The organism is Candidatus Marifrigoribacter sp. Uisw_064 (genome assembly GCF_047730175.1).
GTDB lineage: Bacteria > Bacteroidota > Bacteroidia > Flavobacteriales > Flavobacteriaceae > Marifrigoribacter.
This window is the reverse complement of record NZ_CP159833.1, coordinates 2,530,831-2,554,192: the sequence shown is the minus strand read 5'-3', so window position 1 is coordinate 2,554,192 and position 23,362 is coordinate 2,530,831. Positions and strand designations below refer to the sequence as shown.

The window sequence follows — 23,362 nt, the reverse complement described above, 5'->3', positions numbered from 1 at the left end:
TTAGAATCCTAATTCGCGTTCAATATTTTCCATTTCTATTAAATCTTCAGCTTCAATAAGTGTAGGTACCACAGATAGTTCATCCGGAAGTTCATCCGGTGAAATTGCATTATTCACAATCACAAATGATTGATTTTCTGACATATGTGTGTTTGAAACATCCATAAAAAGCAGTAATTGATTCAGAGTTAAATCTTCATATTTCAATAAATCAACGATTACATTTTGCCCTTTATTTTTCTTCGGAATAATATACTCTAAATAAGATGAAAAATCTTTAATATCATTTCTGTCGTCCTCTAAAATCACATAATTTTCTTGCTCACTAATCTTCATTCTTTTCAATTTTTGAAGCTAATAAATATAATACCGCCATTCGTATTGCAACACCATTTTGCACTTGATCTAAAATAATGGCTTGGGCACTATCGGCTACATCACTTGTAATTTCCACTCCTCGATTTATAGGTCCAGGGTGCATCACAATAATTTCTTTATCTAATGAATTAAGCATGGCCTTATTCAAACCGAATTGTTGCGTATACTCTCTTGTACTAGGGAAATAACTAATATCCATACGTTCATTTTGAACACGTAACATATTGGCAACATCACACCATTGCAATGCTTTTCTTAAATTAGTTTCAACTTTTACACCTAAAGATTCTATATGTTTCGGCATTAAAGTTAAAGGGCCACAGACTTTTACTTCAGCTCCTAATTTTTGTAATGCAAATATATTTGATAGGGCAACTCTAGAATGTAGTATATCTCCAACGATCACGACTTTTTTTCCAGCAACATCTCCTAAACGTTCTCTAATTGAATAACTATCTAACAAAGCTTGTGTTGGATGTTCGTGCGCACCATCTCCGGCATTTATAATACTCGCCTTAATATGTTTTGACAGGAAGACACCAGCACCAGGATTTGGATGACGCATAACGACCATATCAACTTTCATTGATAAAATGTTATTTACCGTATCTATTAAAGTTTCTCCTTTTTTTACTGAAGAGGAAGATGCTGAAAAATTGATAACATCTGCTGAAAGACGTTTTTCGGCTAATTCAAATGAAAGTCTTGTTCTTGTACTATTTTCAAAAAATAAATTTGCAATGGTAATATCTCTAAGGGAAGGTACTTTTTTAATGGAACGATTGATCACCTCTTTAAAATGATCTGCAGTTTCGAAGATTAAATGAATATCATCTTCAGTGATGTATTTAATTCCTAATAAGTGTTTTACACTTAATTCGCTCATAATTAATTATTTACTAAATAAACAGCGTCTTCACCATCATTTTCCTTCCAACACACTTTTACTTTTTCTTTGTTTATAGCATCAACTTGTCTTCCTCTATAATCTGGCTGAATAGGTAAATGCCTACTAAATCTTCTATCAATAAAAGTCAGTAATTCTATTTCTAAAGGCCTTCCGAACGATTGTATTGCAGTTAATGCGGCTCTAATACTTCTTCCGGTATAAAGTACATCATCTATAAAAACAACTTTTTTATCTTCAACAATAAAGTCAATTTTAGTTTTACTTGCTTCTATTGTTTTTTCAGTTCTTCTAAAATCATCTCTATAAAAAGTAATATCTAAATAACCCATTTGAATATCCTTTACTTTATAATCATTTTCGAGTAACGATTTTAAACGTTCCGCTAAGTAAATCCCTCTAGGTTGAATACCTATGAGAACTGTATTTTGAAAAGAGTCGTGGTTTTCTATTAATTGACAAGCCAAACGATGAAGTGCAATTTGTACTTCGGTTGCGTTGAGTAACACTTTTTGGCTCATAATTTTCTAAACAATTGTTCAGTATACAAAAGTAGCACTTTTTAACTAATCTTCTGAAATTTTATTCTATTGAATTTTCAGCAGTCATTAATTATAGGTAATAAAAAAGCCTCTCAAAAATGAGAGGCTTTTAAAATTTTAAGTAAATACTACTCCTATTTACCGTCTAATTTATCTTTAAGCGCTTGTAAAGCTTCATTAGCATCTCCTAGAGTAGGTTTTGCTTCTTCAGCTTGAGCAGCTTGCTTCTTAACAGCTTGCTTAACAATTTTAGCTTCTTCTTCTTTATGAATAGCCATGTGAGATGCAACTACTTTCTTGAATTCTTTATTGAATTCAATAATTTGTAATTCTGCTTCTTCACCTTTATTTAAACTAGTCCCGTCTTCTTTTTCTAAGTGACGTGTTGGAATAAATGCTGAAATATCTTCGTTAAAATCAACGATTGCACCTTTATCAACTAAATCAGTGATTTTAGCAGTGTGTTTCGTTCCAACAGCAAATTCTTTTTGGTATTTATCCCATGGATTATCCGTAGTTTGTTTATGACCTAAACTTAATTTACGTCCTTCAACATCTAATTCTAATACCACTACTTCTAACTCTTCAGCTATTGCAGTAAACTCACTTGGATGTTTTACTTTCTTAGTCCAAGAAAGGTCACTAATATAAATAAGACCGTCGATACCTTCTTCTAACTCTACAAATACTCCAAAGTTAGTGAAGTTACGAACCACTCCTTTATGCTTAGATCCAACTGGATATCTTTTAGTAATATCGGTCCAAGGATCTTCAGAAAGTTGTTTGATCCCTAATGACATTTTACGATCATCTCTATCCATTGTTAATACTACAGCTTCAATTTCATCTCCTACTGAAACAAAATCTTGTGCAGAACGTAAATGAGTAGACCAAGACATTTCACTTACGTGAATTAATCCTTCAACTCCTTGAGCAACTTCGATAAATGCACCGTAATCAGCGATTACAACCACTTTACCTTTTACTTTATCTCCTACTTTAAGTTCTTCTCCTAAAGCATCCCAAGGATGAGCGCTTAATTGTTTAAGACCTAATTGGATACGAGATTTATTTTCATCAAAATCAAGAATTACAACATTTAATTTTTGATCTAATTCAACGATTTCATTTGGATGATTGATACGAGACCAAGAAAGATCCGTAATATGTATTAATCCATCTACACCACCAAGATCAACAAACACACCATAAGAAGTAATGTTTTTAACAACACCTTCTAATACTTGTCCTTTTTCTAATTGACCAATGATTTCTTTCTTTTGTTCTTCAATATCTGCTTCGATAAGTGCTTTATGAGAAACGACAACGTTTTTAAATTCGTGATTAATTTTCACAACTTTAAATTCCATTGTTTTTCCAACATACACATCGTAATCACGGATAGGTTTCACATCAATTTGTGAACCTGGCAAGAATGCTTCAATTCCGAAAACATCTACAATCATACCCCCTTTTGTACGACACTTAACAAATCCATTTACTATGGTTGCTTCATCATGTGCAGCATTTACTCTTTCCCAAGCTTTAATCGTTCTAGCTTTACGATGAGATAATACTAATTGACCTGTACTGTCTTCACGTACATCAATTAATACCTCAACGGTATCACCAACTTTTAAATCTGGATTGTAACGAAATTCGTTTAATGATACTACCCCTTCAGATTTTGCGTTGATGTCAATAATTGCATCACGATCTGAAAGGTACACTACAACACCATCTACTACTTCATCATCTAACGTATCTACGAAATTTTCAGCTACTAATTTTTCAAATTCTTCTAATTTTCCATCATCAACAGGATCTATTCCTTCTTGATAATTTTCCCAATTAAAGTCTTCTAGAAATTTTCCTGGATCTCTTTCTTTTAAAGAAAGTTCTTTTTTAGGTTCTTCAACAGTCTCTTCAACAGTTTCTTCAACAGTTTCTTGAACTTCTACTACAGCTGCTACAGCAACTTCCTTTACTACTTCTTTTGTTTCTTTTTTAGCCATTTGCTAATTAGTATTTTCAGTTTAAATAGACTGAAAATAAACGTTTTGTATTCTGTACCTCACAAATAACAAGGGCGGCTTTAGTACAGAAGTGTTTATATAATTATTTTTTATTCCCTATTTATTATTCATAATGCCGCTAAAAGGGGTGCAAAAATAAGATTTATTTATTGATTTTCAAAGGGTTTTATAAAGTTTAGATGGCATAAAAAAAGCGACCCAATGGGTCGCTTTTAAATTATGATATTATCTAATAATTAATCCCCATAAATCTCTCCAACTTTTCCATTCCATGACCAAGTTCCAGAAGTCAATACACCACAAGCGGGATCTGAATAAGGAACATTAAAATCATAAATCAAATCCCATGTAGCAGCAGCAGATCCAATTGTTGTTGTTTGCCCCCAAGTTGTTGTAGTATTTGTGGATACGCCAGCGAAACCAATAGTTGGAATCCAAACTTCAGGTCCACCACAAGGTGCAAAAGAAAATGTCTCCATAGTTGTATCCATAAACATGTTACCTCCACGAGTAATCAATACACTTGTAATTCCTTCTCCACCAAATCCATTAGGATCTACAATTGTTCCATCTGCAATGATATTCCATGTTCCATTGAAAGCTGGATTCCCAGTTTCAAGCCAAGTTCCTGTTACAGCTGCTGGCATTCTTGTTGTTGTGTGTTTGTAAACTACCGCGAAATATTCAGCGTCATTTAAAACAACGTCACTCACTACCACATCGTTAAAATCTGCAAGGTTTACATTAAAACTTCCTTCAGTTCCTGTAAAGTGATATACATCATTAAGGTTGTTTCCATTTGCTACAAGCTTAAATTCAGTTCCATTTGCCATATCAAGCGAAGCGATATAAGCTCCATTGTTTCCTACATTTAAATTTAGGTGCCCTCTAGACATTCCCTCTTTTGCAGCTACAAGTCCAATGTAAAGACCTTTTTTGTTATTGTCAAATTGAGCATTTGGAGTTTGACCTTTATCAGTTACTGTCTCCACAGTTTGTGTTAGATTAGCTTCTTCTACCGAATTTCCTTCTTCTTTAGAACAAGAGATAATCATTGTTGTTGCAAGCGCAAGCGCTAAAAATTTGTTTGTTTTCATTTTAATTAAAGTTTAGGTGAGTTATAAAAAATATTTTAAGGACTAATATAAAATAAAAAGCTCTTTAACGGAAATAAGTAACCTCTTCATTATAAAAATACGTGTATACACGTAGGCTGATTCGCTTTTCAACATTGAAACTATCTAATTCGAAGTCCATTTTCTACAACTTGATTAGAACTTAGTAATGTTACATCTTTACCACTTACCGATCCTAACACCAAGCATTCGCTCATAAAGTTTGCGATTTGTTTCTTCGGAAAATTGATCACAGCAATTATTTGTTGCCCTAGGAGTTCTTCTTTAGAATAAAGCGAAGTAATCTGAGCCGAGCTTTTTTTGACACCTAGCTCTTCTCCAAAATCAATCTGAAGCTTGTACGATGGACTTCTTGCTTCAGGAAAATCTGAAACCTCTATAATAGTACCTACGCGCATGTCTACTTTTTCAAACTCTTTCCAACTTAACTCGTCCATTATTTATATTTTTAAAATGTAAATTTAATTAATTTCATTTATAAATTATAGCATTCATATGTTTGATTCTTTGTAAATTTATTCAGAAATAACAAGGTATATAAAAAAAATCTATGTCATTAACCCCTTCAAACATGCTCCCTCTGGGAACTAAAGCTCCTTCTTTTAACCTTCAAGACACTGTCACGTTAAAGGATTGTTCTTTAAATGATGTAAAAGGAGAAAAAGGAACATTGGTTATGTTTATTTGTAATCATTGTCCCTTTGTGAAGCATATAAATGATGAAATTGTTAGAATCTCGAATGATTTTCGCGTTCATGGTTTTGGTGTGGTTGCCATTAGCAGTAATGATGCTGAAAATTATCCAGAAGACGCTCCTCCAGAAATGCATAAAAATGCGAAAGAACATAACTTTACTTTCCCTTATTTATATGATGAAACACAGGAAGTAGCTAAAGCCTATGATGCTGCTTGTACTCCCGACTTTTATTTATTTGATTCAGAATTAAAATTAGTATATCGAGGACAGTTAGATACTTCTCGACCCGGCAATGGAATTCCAGTAAATGGAAGTGATTTACGTGAAGCCTTTGATGCTCTTTTAAATAATCATTCACAAAAAAAAGATCAAAAGCCGAGTATTGGCTGTAATATTAAATGGAAGTAATGAGGTTCTTTCTTTAAATTAATTCGCTTCATATAAATTAGGTGAATTTTTAATACCTTAGGAATTCTAAATTACACTTATGGAATATGTAATCTCAATACTTATAGGAATTGTAGCACTACTTCACCTCTACTTTATGTATTTCGAAATGTTTGCTTGGACAACTCTAGGGAGAAAAATATTTAGGCAATTTCCGAAGGAATTATTTGAACCCACCAACGCTTATATAATGGTTTTTTAGCTGCTGGACTTATTTGGCCTTTCTTTATAACCGATGAGTTTTGTAAACAAATGTGGCATTATTCTTTTTGAGCTGTGTTGCTGTTGCTGAAATTTACGGAGCTTTAACAGCTTCAAAGAAAATATTTTTCATACAAGCACTTCCAGCTTTAATTGCAATTGAATTAGGGGAAAAATATGGAATAAGAACTGTAGTAATTTTACCTTCAGCAATGATTGGTAGTGACGCTTATAAATTAAGTTATTCCAACAATCTTGTTTATCAAATTTTAAATGGATAAATCCCTGATGCACCAATGTTACCCTGAATTAGATAGATGTAAAAGATGTAGCTTTTGGTGTATACAAAGCAATGCTAAAAGGTAATAATGGAGAACGCTACATCTTGTCGAACGAACAACATACCACTTTACAAGAAAGTGTAAAAATAGCTTCTGAATTAAAATTAAAAACACCCAAAAAAGTCCCTAAATATTTATTGTATTCCGTAGCAGGTTTAATGGAATTTATAAGTAAAATATCAGGAAAACAACCACAATTGCAAAGACATTACTTAGATATGTTTTATGGCTTAAAACAAGATTATGATATCACAAAATCAAAGGAAGAATTAGGCTTTAATTCCAAACCTTCTAAAAAAGCATTGATAGATGCGCTAGAATATTTGAAGAATGAATGGGGAAGGAAATAAACGGTATACAACAACGTATATAAAAACAGCAGTATTAGCGCAAGACATTAGGTTTGCACTTTTTTGTTATCTTTCCTCTATCGGAAAAGTATAGCATTCTAAAACTGCTACTTTTCATATACAAAACCGTTGTATGGAATTAAACCAAAAAAAAATACTAAAAGCATTATATTTAGAATTTGGATTGCAGAGTTCTGAGTTGGATATACAGGGCTTTTTATGTTTTTTATCATAGTTTCTTCAAGAGTTTTAAAAAACAATTAACAGGTTATTATAATTTGTTTGTGATTACATTATGAGAAAACCTAATTTAGTAGTTGCATGTTTCATTAGCATGCTTTCTTTAGATTGGTTATAGAGTGTGTAATAACTGAAAAAGCACTACAATACATCGCATTATAGTGCTTTATTTCTTAAAAAAGGTATCCCTTTTGTATATTATTCTCCTTTAAGCATTTTTTTAAACGCCTCTAAATCAAATTCGTTTCCATAAAATAGCGTACTCATTTTCATAATATCAGCAGCAATGAGAACAGCCGTTTTTATTTCATCTTCAGATGCCCCTAATCTTTTCAGTTCTGCAATATGATAAGGGATACAGTATTGACATTTAGTAGCTGCGGAAGTTCCCAGGGCTATTAAATGAGCTTCTTTTTCAGCTATTGCACCTTCTTTGTATAAGCCCATTTGAGCTTTAAAATAAGCATCAGAACTTTTAAGTATTGATGTTGGGTAAACATTGTTAAAAGGGCTCTGAGCTAAAAGCACTTTCTTCTCTTCACTTGTGAGTGTTACATCTTGAGAAAAACCAGTTGAATGCAATCCTACTAATAGTAAAATAAATAGTAATTTTTTCATTTTTAAAATTGTTTATTTATTGATAAGTTCAAATATAATAAATATTTTGTTTATTGAAAAAAACAAGTAATTTACACGACATAACCAAGCCATAGGCATATCCTCTTCCTTTAATTCAGGGAGTTATAAACTTCTTAAATAGATTAGACTAACATTTATTATAGTTGAATTATGAAAAACTACTCTGACTTTATAAAAGAAACACTCATCAAGTTCTACAAGTGTGAACTTAAAACTTGGAGAAAAATCTTTAGATACAAAACTAAACCATAGACATAGCTTATTCCTTCAATTCAGGGACTTCTAGACCTTGTAAATAGTATCCTGCTTATTTTCTATTCTTGAAGCGATGGTTGTAATTCATGTGTAGTAAAATTATACAACTGAGAAAAACCAAACACTATGCCCATAAAAAATAGGCAAATATGGAATTGACTATTTAAAAAAATACAACGCGTTTTTTTAAATAATTAGTGAGGGTGTTTTATGGGAGTTAGGAGTAAAATCGAACTGTTTTGTGGCAGATGTAATGAATATAAAAACCTACACCATAAGATGTAGATTTTTTATATGTATGTTGGTAATACTTTTTTAAACAAGATGTTTAAAGCATTGGAATTCCATTAGAAATTGCTGAAATTGGAGCAATACCATAAATTTCTTTTGTAAAATTCACTAGATTAGGATGGTTCTCAATTCCTTCCCAAAATTCAGAGTTCAAATAAGTATCGACTGCCTCCTTACTTTTGAAATGGTATACTCCTCCAAATACCCCAGTGTCCGTATTTCCAATGAAGGATTTTCCGATAAAACCCTCAATTTTTTTAGATGTGAAATTTGGCGACACATCAACTCCTAGTTGATAGTGTTGATCAAGAGTCATCTCCTTCAAATTATACTTAACAACTAGCAAATGCATGCCCATCGCATCAGCAGGGTTGGATGATGTCTTTCTATTTGCCCATATACCGTTTGATTTGTTCGAAAATGGCGGAACAGCATACACTTCTTTTGTAAAGTTCACTAAATTAGGATGCGCCTCAATTCCTAACCAAAACTCTGAGGTTATGTATTTTTCAGCAGCTTCTTTAGAACTAAACTGATAAACGCCTCCATAAACTCCTGTATTCGTATTTCCAATAAATGATTTACCAATGAGTCCTTCAATTTTTTCAGGTGTAAAATTTGGTGCAACATTTGCTCCAAGTTCGGCATGTTCCTCAATACTCATTTCTTTGAGGTTATAGTTAACAATTAAAACATGAGGTGTTGACTGCTCTTTTTTTAAACTTCCGTTTTGAGAGGCTTCAATCATTGAAGCGTTAGCTTCACCATCAGATTTCTTTTTATTAGTACATGCTACAAATAAACTTGCTGTTATTAAGAGTATAATTAGTTTCTTCATTTATTTTAGTTTTGGTTACTATGAATTATTTGTAAGTTAAACATTTAAAGTCAGTAACTTATAAAAAATATCTCCAAAAATAAAAAGGTTAGCTAAACTTAATGTTAATAAAGTATGTTAATGGTTTAGCCTATTCAACATCATTCTTAGGTTTTAAGACAATATTGGCAACGATTAAATATTAAAGTTGTATTCTATTAATCAACCATTAAAACAGACAACATGGGAATGATTAGAGATAGAAAGAAATTCAAAATAACAAAACAACAGACACACCCAACAAATCCGACTGGTAATATTAATCAATTAACCGACCATTTTGATATTGAGAAGACAACAATTAAAAAAATGAAAAATGAAAAACGATGAAACAAATATTAAAAGATAGGAATCTAGTGATACAATAGATAAAAACCTTATAAGGATTAAAAAGCATAGAAAATGAAATCTAAAAATGACCTTAATGATAATATCCGCTTGACTACCTTAAAAATTCAAGAGGAATATCCAGAACTGATTAAATACATGAATGAAATTCCTGTAAACTTCCTATCCAATTCGGAAAGGGGAATAACGAACAATGAACTAAAGGGCTATTTAGATTCCCTAAATAACTTAATAGAAAAGTATGCAAAAGAACATTAAAAAACTATAAAATATGACAATCCAAATAAATACAGACAAAACGCTGACAGGAGAAAAAAGAAGTTCTGATTTTTTTATTTCTCAAATTACAGAAGCGTTACAAAGGTTCGAATCTCATATCACCAGAATAGAGGTTCACTTAAAAGATGAGAATGGAAAAAAGGACGGATTTAATAATATCTCGTGTCTAATAGAAGCTAGACTTGAGGGCAAACAGCCTATTGCTATCACTAATCAGGCAGACACTATAAATCTTGCCTTAACAGGCGCTATTGATAAAATAAAAAACTCTATAGAAAGTATTCTTGGAAAAATTCAAAATCACTAAAACTTAACATCATGAAAAAAAATAACAATTTAGGTATCTGGATGGATCATTCAGCTGCTAATTTGATTGATATAAATTCAAAAAACGAATGTCGATCTATTGTCTCAAATTTTAATTCAGAAACAAAAGAAGAAGCATTAAATACAAGCGAAAGTCTTATGCATAACAAAAGACAGCAAATGCATAAAGCATATTACAAAGAAGTAGCGGATGAAATTTTAAAATACAACCATGTGCTTTTATTTGGTCCAACAAACGCAAAAGTAGAACTACACAATTACTTGAAAAAAGATTTACATTTTAAAAAAATAAAAATTGACATTGAACCAACAGATAAAATGACCAATAATGAAAAAGATGCTTTTGTGAAAAATCATTTTGAAAAAATATAAAACTCTAAAATCAATTTAGAAATGATTAAATTATACTAAATTGATTGAACTGATAAACACTACAGCTAACAATAGGTATAATTCATTGCTGGGTTTGGTAATTGGTTTTGTATTTGCTAAATTAGGTGCTTAAACACGCAACAAACCATATACAAACTCCTTACAAACATTTTAAGTCAAACTTTACGAATGAAAAAAATATTATTATTAATTATAATCTCTTTAACTTCACAAGGTTTACTCTCTCAAGATTTAGAGAACATTTTTGGGATTAAAGGAGGTATTGATTATTTCAAATATATTTCCAATGAGGGTGATATATTTACACCTTTTTAATTTGACAATAAAATTGGATTTTTATTGGTGGATTTGCTACTATTGAAATAAACAAAAATTTAAGTTTTCAACCAGAAACTTTGTTTTATCTACATAACAGAACTGAATTATTTAAAAGTATTCATATTACTGTTCCAGGAACTCTTGGAGTTATCTTAGGTGTTGGAATAGTCGCAAAAGGTAAGCGAACAAATTATTTATTTTCCTCTAAGGCTAAAATATGATTTAAACTTTATTCAGATAATTAACTATCTTTATAATTTTAAAAAACGAATTAATACATAAACAATTTGTCTGGGAAAAATTACGCTAAAAAATGAAAAGTATTAATATAGTATTGATCCTTTGGTTCACTTTAATAACCAATCAAGTATCCGCACAATTTTGTACCGATGATAATCGATTTAGTGAAATTGAAGTTTTTACAAATTCCCAAATTGATTCTTTAACCAATGTTAATTACGCTAATGTTTATAATTGGGAAGGAGTTTCAGAAGAGTTAAAAATGGATTTTTATTTTCCTAAAAATGAAATCGATCCTTTAACAAATAGGCCCTTTATTTTACTAATTCACGGTGGTGGGTTTATTGAAGGAAACAAATCTAGATATAATTTTGAATGCAGAAAACTTGCAAAAAGAGGTTTTGTAGTTGCTACCATAAATTATCGTCTGGGTTTTGACGAGTCAGATTCTTCTAATCTTGTAAATGCCTTATATCGTGCACAACAAGACGCCAATGCTGCTTTAAGGTATTCTATAGAAATATCCCCTGCCCTTGAAATTGAGACCTCATGGATGTTTTTAGGTGGTGGAAGTGCTGGGTCCATTACTTCTCTGTTTACAAAATATATGAGCCAGGCTGAATGGAATTCATTATTTTCTGGGATTGAATCTAATCTTGGATCCATAGACACCTCAGGTAATGATTTAACTCACACTTTTGATATTAAAGGATTATTAAACCAATGGGGAGCTGGTCCCGACACCGCTACTAATACAAACGAATTAATACCTATGATTTCATTTCATGGTGCTTTGGACAATGTTGTTCCTATTGGTGAAGGGCCGTTTGATACCATAGGATCGCAAATTCTTCACGATAGGTTAATTGATAATGGAGTTTGCAGTGATTTTACTCTTGATCCATTAGGAAATCACGTTGTTTTTAATACGCTAGAAGATAGAGAGTTTATGGTAAATAGAACATGTTGTTTCTTTAAAAGTATGTTTTGTGAAGACTGCTCTAGTTTTTTTTCTACAGAACAAATTGCTGCTGATTGTGCAAATACTCTAAGCATAGATGAATTATCAACGGATAATCAAGTTGCCGTTTTTCCTAATCCTTTTAAGGATCAAATCAATTTTACTACACTAAGCGGAAATGAATATTTCTATCTGTATGATATTCATGGCCACATTATTTATGAAGGAAGTGATATTAAGTCACAAAGCTTCTATCAGGTTTCCACAGGATTGTATATACTAATGATACATGACGATGAACAACAACAAACATTAAAGTTATATAAAGAATAAGGATAATAACTTCAAAAAAAATACCCTAAATTTTCTTAAGCTTCATCAAAATAAATAACAACACAATAGGAACAGCTAATAAAATGACTATCCATAAATGTGTTTGTAATAAGCCCGGCGCAAATAATATCGTTAAAACATATCCTGCAATCGCACCACCAAAATGAGCATCATGTCCAATATTTCCTATACTTTTTTTCATTCCATAGATTGAAAATAACAGGTATAATATTCCGAAGATCCAAGCAGGTATTGCTATAGGAATAAAAAATAAATACAAGCCCATATCTGGGTAAAATAAAATGGCTGAGTACAAAATACCCGTCACTGCTCCACTCGCTCCAATGGCACTATAATGATATTCATTTTTGTGAAAAATAAAAGATAAAAAATTTCCTACGAGCAAACTCAAGATATATATCAATATAAATTTGAACACACCTACAGATACAATAACGATATCAGCAAAGAAATAAAGCGTTAACATGTTAAAAAATAAATGCTGGTAATCTGCATGTAAAAAACCAGAACTAAACATTCTAATTTTTTCTCCTTTATGGATCCCTGCAATGTTAAACTTAAATTTTTCAAAAAATGAAAAATCGCTAAATCCTTTTATTGACATTAACACATTTGCAACAATAATAACCATCGTTGCTATATTCATATCTTGCATAAAATATATATTTAATTTTGCAATAAATTTAGTTAGTTTTGCTGTAAATTAAACTATGCAATTACTAATTTATATACTAGTGTATCCTTTTTTATGGATTACCTCTATACTCCCAATGAAATGGCTATATAGAGTTTCTACTTTATTATATTATCCATTATATTACGTTTTTGGATATCGAAAAAAGGTGGTTTTTGAAAATTTACACATAGTTTTTCCTGAAAAGACTTCCGAAGAGCGAAAAAATATTGCAAAAAAATTCTATCGCCACCTCTGTGATATGTTAGTTGAATCGATAAAAACTCTTTCTATTTCTGAAGAAGAAATCATTAAACGATTTGCTTTTACTAATATTGAAGAAATTAAAAATATTGAGAAAGAGAATAAAAGTATAATTTTAATGTGTGCACATTATGCAAGTTGGGAATGGATTTTTATCATGCAGAAATACGTAAATCACAAAGGATATGCAATATATAAAAGGTTAGCTAATGCCTATTTTGATCGTCTAGTACAAAGAATAAGAGCGAAGTATGATACTCATTTAGTAACGACCAAAGAGACTTTTGAAATATTAACAAAATCGAAAGAGATAGGAGAATTAACCATCAATGGTTTTCTTTCAGATCAATCACCTAAAAAAGATAAAGCATTTCATTGGAGTGAGTTTATGGGTGTAAAAGTCCCTGTACATACTGGAGCAGAATTATTAGCGAAAAGATTAGATATGGCGGTGGTTTATTTCCTTGTTAAGAAATTAAAAAGAGGGCATTATGAAACTACTTTTACTACAATTACTCTAAACCCAAATGAATATAAAGATTACGAAATTACTGACATTTTTACAAAGGCGCTAGAGGAACAAATTAGAGAAGCACCCGAATTTTATTTATGGACGCACAAGCGTTGGAAACATAGAGATAATATTCCTGAACAGTTTCAATAATCTAAAGTTCAAACCAATTTTCAGATATATCTATTCTTGGATTTAACTCTTCAGATTGATGAATGTATTTTCCATCTTTTAAAAGATACTCTTTCATCCATTCTTCATGATTTTCAGAAAGCTCGATGATGCTATTACAAACATATGCTATTTCATTAGTGCTAGTAGTAGGATGAATAGAAAAACGAACCCAACCTGGTTTCATTTCGCAAGTACCATCCACTAGTTTTCCAATTATTTCGTTTGATTTTTGTTGATCAATTTTTAATAGATAGTGTCCATAAGTGCCAGCACAACTGCATCCACCTCTCGACTGAACACCAAATCTATCATTCAATATTTTAACCGCCAATTCATGATGCAAATCTCCTATTATTAAAGAGATGACCCCTAGCCTATTCTCAATATGATCTGCTAAGATGGAAATATTGGGTCTATTTCTTAGACTTCTAAAAACATGCTTAACGATTTCTTCCTCACGTTTAAGTATGTTATTAATACCCATTTTTTCTTTTAACTTTACAGCAAGTGAGGTTTTTATCACTTGTAAAAATCCTGGGGTTCCTCCATCTTCTCTATCTTCAATATTATCTAAGAATTTATGATCTCCCCATGGCGTAGTCCAACTAACAGTGCCTCCACCTGGATTATCTGGCACCGTATTATGATACAATTTACTATCAAAAATAAGTACACCATTGGTTCCTGGACCACCTAAAAATTTATGTGGAGAAAAGAAAATTGCATCTAAATAAGCATCTTTATCTTCTGGATGCATATTTATTTCTACATAAGGTGCAGAACATGCAAAATCTACAAAACATAAGCCGTCATGTTGATGCATTAATTTTGCAACTTCATGAAATTCTGTTTTAATTCCAGTTACATTCGAACATGAGGTAATGGAAGCAATTTTTACTTTAACATCTTTGTATTTATTCAGTAATATTTCTAAATTTTCAAGGCATAACTTACCTTCTTCATCACAAGGAATTACTTCTACTTTAGCAATCGTTTCTAACCAAGAAGTCTGATTGCTATGATGTTCCATATGCGAAATAAAAACAATAGGTCTATCTTTTTCATCAATCGTCACAATATCTTTCAATCCTTCAGGAACTTTTAATCCTAAAATTCGTTGAAATTTATTAACCGCTCCAGTCATCCCAGTTCCACAAGCTAAAAACACATCGTCAGCACCTGCATTCACATGGTTCTTAATAATTTTACGGGCCTTGTGATACGCCGTCGTCATTAAAGTTCCACAATAGGTTGTTTCTGTATGTGTATTCGCTACAAAAGGACCAAAATCATTCATCATCTTTTCTTCGATAGGTCTATAAAGTCTACCACTAGCGGTCCAATCTACATAAACAATATCTTTTGTTCCATAAGGAGAAACAAATGTTTGATTAATTCCTAAAATATTTTCACGAAACGATTCAAAATACGTTTCAAGCTCTGTTCTTTCAATTTCGATAGGAGTTAACATAGATAAAGTTTTTAAATGTTATTATGAATTAGCTGTTTCATTAATTTCTGAAATAAATCGATCTGCTAATGCATCTGCTATTTCCTGTGTTTTTGCTTCCGTGTATATTCTTATAATGGGTTCTGTATTCGATTTTCTTAAGTGAACCCAATTTTCAGGGAAATCAATTTTTACCCCGTCAATTGTTGTAATTTCTTCTGAAGCATATTTTTGTTCCATAGCATTCAGGATAGCATCAACATCTAAACTAGGTGTTAATTGTATTTTCTTTTTGCTCATATAATAAGCAGGATATTTTTTCCGAAGTTGACTCACCGAATCATAATTATCAGCTAAGAAACTTAAAAATAATGCAATCCCTACTAAACTATCTCTTCCGTAGTGTAATTCTGGATAAATAATTCCTCCATTCCCTTCTCCTCCAATAACTGCATTCGTTTCTTTCATCAAGGTAACTACATTCACTTCACCCACAGCACTGGCACTATAAGAACCCTTGTATTTTTCAGTAACGTCGCGTAGCGCTCTTGTGGAAGACATGTTAGATACTGTATTCCCTGGATTGTGCTGTAATACATAATCTGCAACAGCAACCAATGTATATTCTTCCCCGAACATCTCTCCATTTTCATCTACAAAAGCAAGACGATCAACATCTGGATCTACAACGAGTCCAAAGTCGGCTCTTTCTGCAACCACCATTTCCATTAAATCGGTAAGGTGTTCTTTTAAAGGTTCTGGATTGTGCGGAAAATGACCTGTAGGTTCACAAAATAACTTTACTGGATGCACTCCTAAAGCTTCTAGCAGTAATGGAACTGCAATTCCACCCGTTGAATTAACTCCATCAACCACTACTTTAAATTTAGCTTCTTTTATCGCTTGTACATTTACTAAAGGAAGGTTCAATATTTCTTCAATATGTAAATCTATATACGCATTATTTTTAGTGATTTTACCTAAGGAATCTACATCAGCAAAAGTGATATCATCGCCCTCGGCTAAATCTAAAATTTCTTGTCCAGCAGCAGCATCTAAAAACTCCCCTTTTTCATTTAATAATTTTAAAGCATTCCATTGTTTTGGGTTATGACTTGCGGTAAGAATAATTCCTCCATCGGCATGTTCCATCGTAACAGCCATTTCAACCGTGGGTGTTGTAGATAAATCAAGATCAATTACATGTATTCCAAGTCCAACCAATGTATTCATCACAAGTTGCTGAATCATCTCTCCCGAAATTCTTGCATCACGGCCTACCACCACTCTATAATCTTCTTTATTTCTTCTATTTCGAACCCAAGTTCCATATGCAGCTGCATATTTTACAGCGTCAATAGGAGTTAAGTTTTCTCCTTGAGAACCTCCAATGGTTCCTCGAATTCCTGAAATGGACTTAATTAAGGTCATACATAGTAATTTTTAACAAATATACTTTTTAAAATCAAAAACTTCGGGTACATTTTGTAAATTGTGCTTCATGAATTTTTTAGCACATATCTATCTATCTGGCGAAGAGGAAGGCGTTATAATTGGCAACTTTATTGCAGATGGAATTAAAGGAAAAAAATACAAAGAATTTCCCTTAAGTATTCAAAAAGGAATCCTTTTACATAGAGGGATTGACAGCTACACCGACCATCACCCTACCGTTCGATTAAGTACAAAAAGACTGCACAAAAATCATGGTCATTATAGTGGTGTTATCGTTGATATATTATACGATCATTATTTAGCGAAAAATTGGAGTACATACCATCCATTACCATTAGATGAGTATGTTGAAAATTTTTATGAATTATTACGCAATAGTTATGAAATTTTACCCAGTCGTATTAAAAGAATGATGCCTTATATGATTTCTGATAATTGGCTGCTTAGCTATAAATCGATTTCAGGTATAAGCAATATTTTAAATCTGATGAGTAGAAGAATCAAAAGTGAGACAAATATTAATTTTGCCGTGCTTGAGCTTGAAAAATATTATTCAGAATTTGAAGAAGAATTCTCCTCCTTTTTTGAAGAGTTAAGAACCTTTTCTGAAAACAAATTAATAGAACTAAAACAATTAAATAAATAATTATGAGGCTATTACTTTTCATATTTAGTTTCCTGTGGTTAACTGCATGTAAACAAAATACCAAAACTCCCATACTAACAGATTCTGAACCTATTAACGGTTTAATTACAGATAATGCTATGGTGGTTTCTGCTACAAAAGAAGCCTCTAGAATTGGTTCAGAAATATTAGAAAAAGGCGGTAATGCTTTTGATGCCATGGTTGCTACCGAAATGGCTTTAGCGGTTACTTATCCTTATGCTGGAAATTTAGGTGGCGGTGGATTCATGGTCTATAGAACTCAATACGAAGAAGTAGGCGCTTTAGATTTTAGAGAAAAAGCTCCATTAGCTTCAACAAGAGATATGTATTTGGATGAAAAGGGTGAATTTCTATCTAAGAAAAGTTCCGTAGGCGGACTTGCAGTAGGAGTTCCTGGTACTATTGCAGGAATTTTTGCTGTGCATGAAAAATTTGGTTCTTTACCGATGGATGAGATTCTAGAGCCTGTAATTAAATTAGCTATGAAAGGTTATATCGTAACTGAAAAAACATCTGAAAAGCTAAAAAAGTATAAAGATATTATTGAAGAAGTAAATCAAGAAGCCTCTTTATATACTGAAACTTATACACTTGGTGATACTATTAAAAATATAGCTTTAGCCAATACTTTACAAAGAATTGCAACCAATGGAAGGTCTGAATTTTACCAAGGTGAAACTGCTGAAAAGTTAATAGCTTTCATGAAATCAAAAAATGGTATAATGACCATAGAAGATCTAAATGCATACGAAGCAGAATGGAGAGAACCGATTGAATTTACCTATAAAGATTTAAATATTATCTCTATGTCACCTCCCTCAAGTGGTGGAATTTGTTTGGCACAAATATTAAAAATGATAGAGCCCTATGCTATTTCTGATTATGAACATAATTCTGAAAAAGCGATCCAATTAATTGTTGAAGCTGAAAGACGTGCCTATGCAGATAGAAGTTACTTTTTAGGAGATCCTGATTTCATTAAGATCCCAGTAGACACCTTACTTTCTGTTAATTATTTAAATAACCGAATGAGTGATTTTTCTTTTGAAAAAGCAACCCCTTCAGATAGTGTTAGCCGTGGAGATATTGTTGGTTATGAAAGCCCACAAACTACTCATTATTCTATCGTTGATAAGTTTGGAAATGCCGTTGCTGTAACTACAACCTTAAATTCTGGTTTTGGTTCGAAATTATATACAAATAATTTAGGCTTCTTTTTAAATAATGAAATGGATGATTTTAGCTCAAAACCTGGGGCACCCAATATTTATGGATTGATAGGTGGAGAAGCCAATTCTATTGCGCCTCAAAAAAGAATGTTAAGTTCAATGACACCTACCATTGTTGAAAAAGAAGGTAAGCTTTGGATGGTGGTTGGTACTCCAGGCGGATCAACAATAATTACCTCTGTTTTACAGACAATATTAAATGTGTATGAATATGATATGACCATGCAAGAAGCTGTAAATGCGCCTCGTTTTCATCATCAATGGCTTCCAGATGCCATTCGCTATGAAAAAGATCGATTTTCCTTAGAGCTTATTCAGAAATTAGAAGAAAAGGGATATCCTATTAACACGAAAGTTGATCCAATTATTGGGAAAGTAGACGCAATTTTAGTACTTCCTGATGGAAAATTAGAAGGAGGAGCTGATTTTAGAGGTGATGATACCGCTGTAGGTTTCTAATGTTTAAAACTTTAGACTACAAAAAACATGTACTTCATCGGTAATAACTGCTAAATGTCGATTTGTAGGTTTATTACTACAATATGTAAGAAAAATACTTATTTTTGGAATTGATTTAAAAAAAACAATTTAGTTGTAATTTTTAGTTTGAGACATTAACCAACTCCCTATTTTATTAATAAAATAGACTAAAAAATTATAGTTTTTATATAAATATGAGAAATAAATATTTCTTTAAGGATTTGTTTAGCCTTATACCATTGGTATTTAGTGGCCTTCTTTGTATTACTCTAGTTTTTCTTCTTTGGCAAAAAACGAATGTTAATCAAGATTTTATAACAATTTTAAAGGACTCATCTACTATATTTATAAGTATTAGTGGTTTTCTTTCAGCTATTATCATGGTTTATTTGACAGCGTCAATAGTTGGCATAAAGAATAATCGATTGACAATAGTTGACAACTTAAGTAAGGTCACACAAAAGATGCATAATTTTAGAAGCATTGTTGAAATTTTATTAGATTCAAAAATGTGGCTTCCTGGATTAAAAGAATATATTGATGACGAATTTGATGGGCTTACCTTTTTTAATGTAAAAGAGTTTTACAAAGGAAAATCTAAACTTGCCATCGAATTTTTACAAGAAAGTCATCATTACGGAGATACTGAAAATTTATATTTAGAACTAAAATCATTATTATACTCAAAACCCAAAGAAAAGAAAATTCCTAAAATTTTACTGTACCCTAAAATTTATAACAACGAATTAGTTGAGAAATGGTTAGAACACAAATGTGGTACGGGTCTTTTATATTATTTTGGTTATAAGTTTGGTGTCTATAAAGGAACACTTGATATAGAATCTGTGCATGAAAGACATCAAGATGAAATTATTGCATTAGCAAATAATATCGATAGAGAAACTTTTGAGGATTCTTCTTTTAACGAAGTCTTTCTATCAAAACTTGGAGATTATATGTCTAATGAAGTGTTACCGAAGCTATATCAATTACAAGATGATTCCGTAAGTAAATTACCTCGTGTAATGAGTTATTTATATTATATCTTTATATTTCTTGTAGTGTTTGGAGTGTTACTTCCTTTAAGCTTCTTACTATTTAGTCTACCTATTCTATTTTTAATAATAAGCTTTTCTTTTGTGGTAAGTATTATATTCTTTATTGCCACTTCCTTTTATCAATTCCTTTCAAAAGAAATCAATCTATAATATTAAGATTTATCCCAGTTTTTCTTTTTCCGAAGATTCTTATATAATTTTACGCCTAACATTAATAAAATTCCAACACCTATAATACCTGCAACACCAAAAACCCATCCTATTGAGTTTTTTAACACAACCAAAAAGGTACATGCAAATAGTATAATGGTCGCAACTTCATTCCAAACTCTTAGCGAAAATGAAGAAAATTTTAAATATCCCTTTTGAGTTTGATTATACATTAACTGACAAACACCGTGGTAAACAAAAAGTAACAATACAAATCCTAGTTTAATTTGCATCCAACCAAAGTTTAACCATTCAGGATTTAAAACTAATAACCAAACAGCAAAAAGTGTTGCTAAAATAGCTGAAGGCCATGTAATTATATACCAAAGCCTTTTAGTCATTAATTGATATTGTTGTTGTAAAATTTCTTTGGCAGGAGACTCTTTTTTTTCTGCTTCTTTAAAATAGATAAATAACCGAATAATATAAAACAAGCCAGCAAACCAGGTCGTTATAAAAATAATATGCAGCGATTTAACGTATAAATAATCCATGCTTAGTTAGATTGATTCCAGTCTGATATCCATTGTACGTTTACATCTACCCAATTATCATTATCATTCATACAAGGAATGTGCTTATAAGTACTACCTCCTGCTGCAAGGAAATCTTCTTTTCCTTCCATTGCAATTTCCTCAAGAGTTTCCAAACAATCAGATACAAATGCAGGAGTTATAACTGCAAGTTTTTTCTTTCCTTCTTTTGGAAATTTTTCTAATTCAAAATCTGTATAAGGTTTTAACCAAGGATCTTTCAATAACCTAGATTGAAATGAGTTACTATAAGTACCCTCTTTTAAACCCATTTTTTTCACAATAAGTTTTGTGGTTTCAAAACATTGATGACGATAACACACATGATGAGCTACTGAGTTTCGCTCACAACAACTACCATCTATTTTACAATGATTGTTTGTGGGATCTGCTTTAAATATATGCCGCTCAGGTATTCCATGATAAGAAAACAAAATGTGATCATAATCAAACCCTTTTAAATGATCTGAAATATTTTCGCTCATTGCATTAATATATGCTGGGTCTTTATAAAATGGAGGCAAAATATCCATGTTAACTTGAGGATATTTTTCAGCAATCAATTGCTCCGCTTTTACCGTAACTGTTTCATAAGATGAAGCAGCATAATGAGGGTATAATGGAATTATTAATAATTCATCAACTCCCTGGTCCACCAATTCTTTTAAGCCTTTCTCTATGCTCATAGTGCCATATCTCATCGCTAGAGAAACTGGGATATTTAATTTATTACTAATTTTTTTTGAAAAACGTTCTGAAATTACAACCAATGGAGATCCTTCCTCCCACCATATTTTTTTATAGGCAGCAGCAGATTTTTTTGGACGGACATTTAAAATTATTCCTTTAATCAACAGATAACGCTTCCAATAAGCGATATCTATTACACGTTCATCCATTAAAAATTCTCCAAGGTATCTTTTTACATCCTTCGTTGAAGTACTATCTGGTGATCCTAAATTTACTAGTAAAACTCCTTTCATATTATGATATTGCAAATTGTTTTGGGGTAATCCCATAGGTTCTTTTAAAAGCTGCGATAAAATGACTTGAAGTGCTATATCCCAATTGAGACGCGATTTCATTAACATTTAATTGTTGCTCTTGTAATAGTTTTTTCGCGAGTTCCATTTTATAATTTAACAGAAATGTAAATACTGGTAAACCGTAATATTCTTTAAAACCGCTTTTTAATTTTTTTATATTAAGTCCTACCTGCTTTGCCAATTCAACTAAACCAGGAGGGTTATTCATTTGATCGATAATAATTTCTTTCGCATTTTTAATTTTTCCAAAAACATCTTCATTTGCCACATAAGGGCAATGATCATTATTAGTTTCGGTTGAAGTATTAAAATAATAGCTTATTAATTCATAGACTTTCCCTTTTAAATAAATAGGGCGTAGCGAATCAGTTATACGGATAGAAACCAATTGATTTAATATTAACTGAACAGAGCTTTCTATTTCTTTAGTTTCAATAATTGGCTGTCCAATCTTAAAGTTCTTAAAATTAAAGAGAAAATTTCCTTCTTCTGAAAATAAACTATGAAAGAAATCTAAAGATATTAATACCACTGTTAATTGTGATTCTTGGGGTAAGGTGTAAAAAACATTCGTGGTATCATCTTTAAAATATACCATACTCGAATCATTCTTCTTTAAAGTAATAGCACAATGCTCCATATTAAACGCAACCGTAATTATATTCTCTGTACAGAAATAAAGCTGAATATAATTGTCGCTTAATTCTATTTGAAACTTACTTACATTGTCTGTTAAATTATTGAAATAAAGAACTTTAAAAGCATTATTTTCTTCAATAAGCATATGAGCACTTTTGTCGATATTTTTAAAGCTATTACTTGTGTTCTTCATAAAGTGTTTTTTTCAAAAACCTTAAGATTTTCCACGAAATTACAACAATTATTAAATCTAATCCAATTTCGAAATAGGAAATAATTATGATTTATATCATATTTACAATCGCATATTTTACGGTAGTTTGCATGAAAATTAAAGGTTTGAAGTTTATTTAGAAACACTCTAAATAAAAGACAGTAACTTTTAACGACAGATTTAGTTCTTATGCCGTTGTTTT

26 protein-coding genes and 1 pseudogene are annotated in these 23,362 nt (G+C 31.5%); 13 read left to right on the top strand and 14 right to left on the bottom strand.

What is annotated here, in order from left to right; translation table 11 throughout:
* The 6 genes from ABXT64_RS11450 to ABXT64_RS11425 form a co-directional block, all read right to left on the bottom strand.
* Positions 1–336: a ribonuclease Z gene (locus tag ABXT64_RS11450; RefSeq protein ID WP_443633068.1), complete on the bottom strand. Its 336-nt coding sequence runs from the start codon at positions 334–336 to the stop codon at positions 1–3.
* The gene (locus ABXT64_RS11445; protein ID WP_443633067.1) at positions 326–1,264 is read right to left on the bottom strand and encodes an aspartate carbamoyltransferase catalytic subunit; all 939 of its coding nucleotides are present in this window, start codon (positions 1,262–1,264) and stop codon (positions 326–328) included. The genes ABXT64_RS11450 and ABXT64_RS11445 overlap by 11 nt, the downstream gene beginning before the upstream one ends.
* 2 nt (positions 1,265–1,266) lie before the next feature.
* Positions 1,267–1,806, bottom strand: coding sequence for a bifunctional pyr operon transcriptional regulator/uracil phosphoribosyltransferase PyrR (gene pyrR / locus ABXT64_RS11440; protein WP_443633066.1), 540 nt, complete (start codon positions 1,804–1,806; stop codon positions 1,267–1,269).
* 155 nt (positions 1,807–1,961) lie between these two features.
* The gene (gene rpsA, locus ABXT64_RS11435) at positions 1,962–3,842 is read right to left on the bottom strand and encodes a 30S ribosomal protein S1 (RefSeq protein ID WP_443633065.1); all 1,881 of its coding nucleotides are present in this window, start codon (positions 3,840–3,842) and stop codon (positions 1,962–1,964) included.
* Between the two features lie 257 nt (positions 3,843–4,099).
* Complete coding sequence (locus ABXT64_RS11430; protein ID WP_443633064.1) at positions 4,100–4,960, bottom strand: hypothetical protein; 861 nt, start codon at positions 4,958–4,960, stop codon at positions 4,100–4,102.
* Between the two features lie 140 nt (positions 4,961–5,100).
* Positions 5,101–5,436 (bottom strand): tRNA-binding protein, encoded by a 336-nt coding sequence (locus ABXT64_RS11425; RefSeq protein WP_443633063.1) that lies wholly within the window; start codon positions 5,434–5,436, stop codon positions 5,101–5,103.
* A 113-nt stretch (positions 5,437–5,549) separates the two neighbouring features.
* On the opposite strand from ABXT64_RS11425, the gene ABXT64_RS11420 reads away from it, so the two are divergent.
* From ABXT64_RS11420 to ABXT64_RS11410, 3 genes and pseudogenes are all read left to right on the top strand, one after another.
* Positions 5,550–6,104 carry a thioredoxin family protein gene (locus ABXT64_RS11420; RefSeq protein ID WP_443633062.1) on the top strand — a complete coding sequence of 185 codons (555 nt, stop codon included), beginning with the start codon at positions 5,550–5,552 and terminating at the stop codon, positions 6,102–6,104.
* A gap of 79 nt (positions 6,105–6,183) precedes the next feature.
* A pseudogene (locus ABXT64_RS11415) lies at positions 6,184–6,511 on the top strand (DUF1304 domain-containing protein); the annotation flags it as partial.
* A gap of 185 nt (positions 6,512–6,696) precedes the next feature.
* The gene (locus ABXT64_RS11410; RefSeq protein ID WP_443633061.1) at positions 6,697–7,035 is read left to right on the top strand and encodes a hypothetical protein; all 339 of its coding nucleotides are present in this window, start codon (positions 6,697–6,699) and stop codon (positions 7,033–7,035) included.
* A gap of 438 nt (positions 7,036–7,473) precedes the next feature.
* On the opposite strand, the gene ABXT64_RS11405 is transcribed toward ABXT64_RS11410, so the two are convergent.
* A complete protein-coding gene (locus ABXT64_RS11405; RefSeq protein WP_443633060.1) occupies positions 7,474–7,893 on the bottom strand; it encodes a carboxymuconolactone decarboxylase family protein in 420 nt (139 codons plus the stop codon).
* A gap of 604 nt (positions 7,894–8,497) precedes the next feature.
* On the bottom strand, positions 8,498–9,298 hold the full coding sequence (locus ABXT64_RS11400) for a YdhR family protein (RefSeq protein WP_443633059.1): 801 nt from the start codon (positions 9,296–9,298) through the stop codon (positions 8,498–8,500).
* 222 nt (positions 9,299–9,520) lie between these two features.
* Between ABXT64_RS11400 and ABXT64_RS11395 the strand changes: the two genes are divergently transcribed.
* The 6 genes from ABXT64_RS11395 to ABXT64_RS11370 all read left to right on the top strand — a co-directional run bounded on the left by ABXT64_RS11395 (position 9,521) and on the right by ABXT64_RS11370 (position 12,536).
* A complete protein-coding gene (locus ABXT64_RS11395; RefSeq protein ID WP_443633058.1) occupies positions 9,521–9,667 on the top strand; it encodes a hypothetical protein in 147 nt (48 codons plus the stop codon).
* Positions 9,668–9,739: 72 nt separating this feature from the next.
* A complete protein-coding gene (locus tag ABXT64_RS11390) occupies positions 9,740–9,943 on the top strand; it encodes a hypothetical protein (RefSeq protein WP_443633057.1) in 204 nt (67 codons plus the stop codon).
* Between the two features lie 13 nt (positions 9,944–9,956).
* A complete protein-coding gene (locus tag ABXT64_RS11385; RefSeq protein ID WP_443633056.1) occupies positions 9,957–10,271 on the top strand; it encodes an HPF/RaiA family ribosome-associated protein in 315 nt (104 codons plus the stop codon).
* An 11-nt stretch (positions 10,272–10,282) separates the two neighbouring features.
* On the top strand, positions 10,283–10,663 hold the full coding sequence (locus ABXT64_RS11380) for a hypothetical protein (protein WP_443633055.1): 381 nt from the start codon (positions 10,283–10,285) through the stop codon (positions 10,661–10,663).
* Positions 10,664–10,852: 189 nt separating this feature from the next.
* Positions 10,853–10,999, top strand: coding sequence for a hypothetical protein (locus tag ABXT64_RS11375; protein WP_443633054.1), 147 nt, complete (start codon positions 10,853–10,855; stop codon positions 10,997–10,999).
* 316 nt (positions 11,000–11,315) lie between these two features.
* Entirely contained in the window at positions 11,316–12,536 is a 1,221-nt protein-coding gene (locus ABXT64_RS11370; RefSeq protein WP_443633053.1) for a carboxylesterase family protein, read from the top strand.
* Between the two features lie 25 nt (positions 12,537–12,561).
* On the opposite strand, the gene ABXT64_RS11365 is transcribed toward ABXT64_RS11370, so the two are convergent.
* Entirely contained in the window at positions 12,562–13,212 is a 651-nt protein-coding gene (locus ABXT64_RS11365) for a rhomboid family intramembrane serine protease (RefSeq protein ID WP_443633052.1), read from the bottom strand.
* 55 nt (positions 13,213–13,267) lie between these two features.
* Here ABXT64_RS11365 and ABXT64_RS11360 point away from each other — a divergent pair, with 55 nt between their 5' ends.
* A complete protein-coding gene (locus tag ABXT64_RS11360) occupies positions 13,268–14,158 on the top strand; it encodes a lysophospholipid acyltransferase family protein (RefSeq protein ID WP_443633051.1) in 891 nt (296 codons plus the stop codon).
* Position 14,159: 1 nt separating this feature from the next.
* On the opposite strand, the gene ABXT64_RS11355 is transcribed toward ABXT64_RS11360, so the two are convergent.
* Positions 14,160–15,650, bottom strand: a complete 1,491-nt coding sequence (locus tag ABXT64_RS11355; protein WP_443633050.1) for an aminotransferase class V-fold PLP-dependent enzyme — start codon at positions 15,648–15,650, stop codon at positions 14,160–14,162.
* 21 nt (positions 15,651–15,671) lie between these two features.
* Positions 15,672–17,060 (bottom strand): phosphoglucosamine mutase, encoded by a 1,389-nt coding sequence (glmM, locus tag ABXT64_RS11350; protein ID WP_443633049.1) that lies wholly within the window; start codon positions 17,058–17,060, stop codon positions 15,672–15,674.
* Between the two features lie 70 nt (positions 17,061–17,130).
* Between glmM and ABXT64_RS11345 the strand changes: the two genes are divergently transcribed.
* The 3 genes from ABXT64_RS11345 to ABXT64_RS11335 all read left to right on the top strand — a co-directional run bounded on the left by ABXT64_RS11345 (position 17,131) and on the right by ABXT64_RS11335 (position 20,668).
* Positions 17,131–17,730 carry an acyl carrier protein phosphodiesterase gene (locus ABXT64_RS11345; RefSeq protein ID WP_443633048.1) on the top strand — a complete coding sequence of 200 codons (600 nt, stop codon included), beginning with the start codon at positions 17,131–17,133 and terminating at the stop codon, positions 17,728–17,730.
* Between the two features lie 2 nt (positions 17,731–17,732).
* Positions 17,733–19,439: a gamma-glutamyltransferase gene (ggt, locus tag ABXT64_RS11340; RefSeq protein WP_443633047.1), complete on the top strand. Its 1,707-nt coding sequence runs from the start codon at positions 17,733–17,735 to the stop codon at positions 19,437–19,439.
* Positions 19,440–19,654: 215 nt separating this feature from the next.
* Positions 19,655–20,668 carry a hypothetical protein gene (locus ABXT64_RS11335; RefSeq protein WP_443633046.1) on the top strand — a complete coding sequence of 338 codons (1,014 nt, stop codon included), beginning with the start codon at positions 19,655–19,657 and terminating at the stop codon, positions 20,666–20,668.
* A gap of 2 nt (positions 20,669–20,670) precedes the next feature.
* On the opposite strand, the gene ABXT64_RS11330 is transcribed toward ABXT64_RS11335, so the two are convergent.
* The 3 genes from ABXT64_RS11330 to ABXT64_RS11320 are packed head-to-tail and all read right to left on the bottom strand — an operon-like array spanning position 20,671 to position 23,139.
* Positions 20,671–21,222, bottom strand: coding sequence for a CopD family protein (locus ABXT64_RS11330; protein ID WP_443633045.1), 552 nt, complete (start codon positions 21,220–21,222; stop codon positions 20,671–20,673).
* A gap of 2 nt (positions 21,223–21,224) precedes the next feature.
* A complete protein-coding gene (hemH, locus tag ABXT64_RS11325; protein ID WP_443634964.1) occupies positions 21,225–22,244 on the bottom strand; it encodes a ferrochelatase in 1,020 nt (339 codons plus the stop codon).
* A gap of 1 nt (position 22,245) precedes the next feature.
* Positions 22,246–23,139, bottom strand: a complete 894-nt coding sequence (locus ABXT64_RS11320; protein ID WP_443633044.1) for a helix-turn-helix transcriptional regulator — start codon at positions 23,137–23,139, stop codon at positions 22,246–22,248.
* Between the last annotated feature and the right edge of the window lie 223 nt (positions 23,140–23,362).

Excerpts from the sequence above, each read along its gene's own strand:
- ABXT64_RS11330 (WP_443633045.1), bottom strand. The coding sequence starts at position 21,222 with ATGGATTATTTATACGTTAAATCGCTGCATATTATTTTTATAACGACC.
- ABXT64_RS11430 (WP_443633064.1), bottom strand. The coding sequence starts at position 4,960 with ATGAAAACAAACAAATTTTTAGCGCTTGCGCTTGCAACAACAATGATT.
- ABXT64_RS11445 (WP_443633067.1), bottom strand. The coding sequence starts at position 1,264 with ATGAGCGAATTAAGTGTAAAACACTTATTAGGAATTAAATACATCACT.
- ABXT64_RS11390 (WP_443633057.1), top strand. The coding sequence starts at position 9,740 with ATGAAATCTAAAAATGACCTTAATGATAATATCCGCTTGACTACCTTA.
- ABXT64_RS11405 (WP_443633060.1), bottom strand. The coding sequence starts at position 7,893 with ATGAAAAAATTACTATTTATTTTACTATTAGTAGGATTGCATTCAACT.
- ABXT64_RS11345 (WP_443633048.1), top strand. The coding sequence starts at position 17,131 with ATGAATTTTTTAGCACATATCTATCTATCTGGCGAAGAGGAAGGCGTT.
- ABXT64_RS11420 (WP_443633062.1), top strand. The coding sequence starts at position 5,550 with ATGTCATTAACCCCTTCAAACATGCTCCCTCTGGGAACTAAAGCTCCT.
- ggt (WP_443633047.1), top strand. The coding sequence starts at position 17,733 with ATGAGGCTATTACTTTTCATATTTAGTTTCCTGTGGTTAACTGCATGT.
- pyrR (WP_443633066.1), bottom strand. The coding sequence starts at position 1,806 with ATGAGCCAAAAAGTGTTACTCAACGCAACCGAAGTACAAATTGCACTT.
- ABXT64_RS11380 (WP_443633055.1), top strand. The coding sequence starts at position 10,283 with ATGAAAAAAAATAACAATTTAGGTATCTGGATGGATCATTCAGCTGCT.
- ABXT64_RS11385 (WP_443633056.1), top strand. The coding sequence starts at position 9,957 with ATGACAATCCAAATAAATACAGACAAAACGCTGACAGGAGAAAAAAGA.
- ABXT64_RS11400 (WP_443633059.1), bottom strand. The coding sequence starts at position 9,298 with ATGAAGAAACTAATTATACTCTTAATAACAGCAAGTTTATTTGTAGCA.
- ABXT64_RS11365 (WP_443633052.1), bottom strand. The coding sequence starts at position 13,212 with ATGCAAGATATGAATATAGCAACGATGGTTATTATTGTTGCAAATGTG.
- ABXT64_RS11395 (WP_443633058.1), top strand. The coding sequence starts at position 9,521 with ATGGGAATGATTAGAGATAGAAAGAAATTCAAAATAACAAAACAACAG.
- ABXT64_RS11335 (WP_443633046.1), top strand. The coding sequence starts at position 19,655 with ATGAGAAATAAATATTTCTTTAAGGATTTGTTTAGCCTTATACCATTG.
- rpsA (WP_443633065.1), bottom strand. The coding sequence starts at position 3,842 with ATGGCTAAAAAAGAAACAAAAGAAGTAGTAAAGGAAGTTGCTGTAGCA.
- ABXT64_RS11425 (WP_443633063.1), bottom strand. The coding sequence starts at position 5,436 with ATGGACGAGTTAAGTTGGAAAGAGTTTGAAAAAGTAGACATGCGCGTA.
- ABXT64_RS11370 (WP_443633053.1), top strand. The coding sequence starts at position 11,316 with ATGAAAAGTATTAATATAGTATTGATCCTTTGGTTCACTTTAATAACC.
- ABXT64_RS11450 (WP_443633068.1), bottom strand. The coding sequence starts at position 336 with ATGAAGATTAGTGAGCAAGAAAATTATGTGATTTTAGAGGACGACAGA.
- ABXT64_RS11410 (WP_443633061.1), top strand. The coding sequence starts at position 6,697 with ATGCTAAAAGGTAATAATGGAGAACGCTACATCTTGTCGAACGAACAA.
- ABXT64_RS11375 (WP_443633054.1), top strand. The coding sequence starts at position 10,853 with ATGAAAAAAATATTATTATTAATTATAATCTCTTTAACTTCACAAGGT.
- hemH (WP_443634964.1), bottom strand. The coding sequence starts at position 22,244 with ATGAAAGGAGTTTTACTAGTAAATTTAGGATCACCAGATAGTACTTCA.
- ABXT64_RS11360 (WP_443633051.1), top strand. The coding sequence starts at position 13,268 with ATGCAATTACTAATTTATATACTAGTGTATCCTTTTTTATGGATTACC.
- ABXT64_RS11320 (WP_443633044.1), bottom strand. The coding sequence starts at position 23,139 with ATGAAGAACACAAGTAATAGCTTTAAAAATATCGACAAAAGTGCTCAT.
- glmM (WP_443633049.1), bottom strand. The coding sequence starts at position 17,060 with ATGACCTTAATTAAGTCCATTTCAGGAATTCGAGGAACCATTGGAGGT.
- ABXT64_RS11355 (WP_443633050.1), bottom strand. The coding sequence starts at position 15,650 with ATGTTAACTCCTATCGAAATTGAAAGAACAGAGCTTGAAACGTATTTT.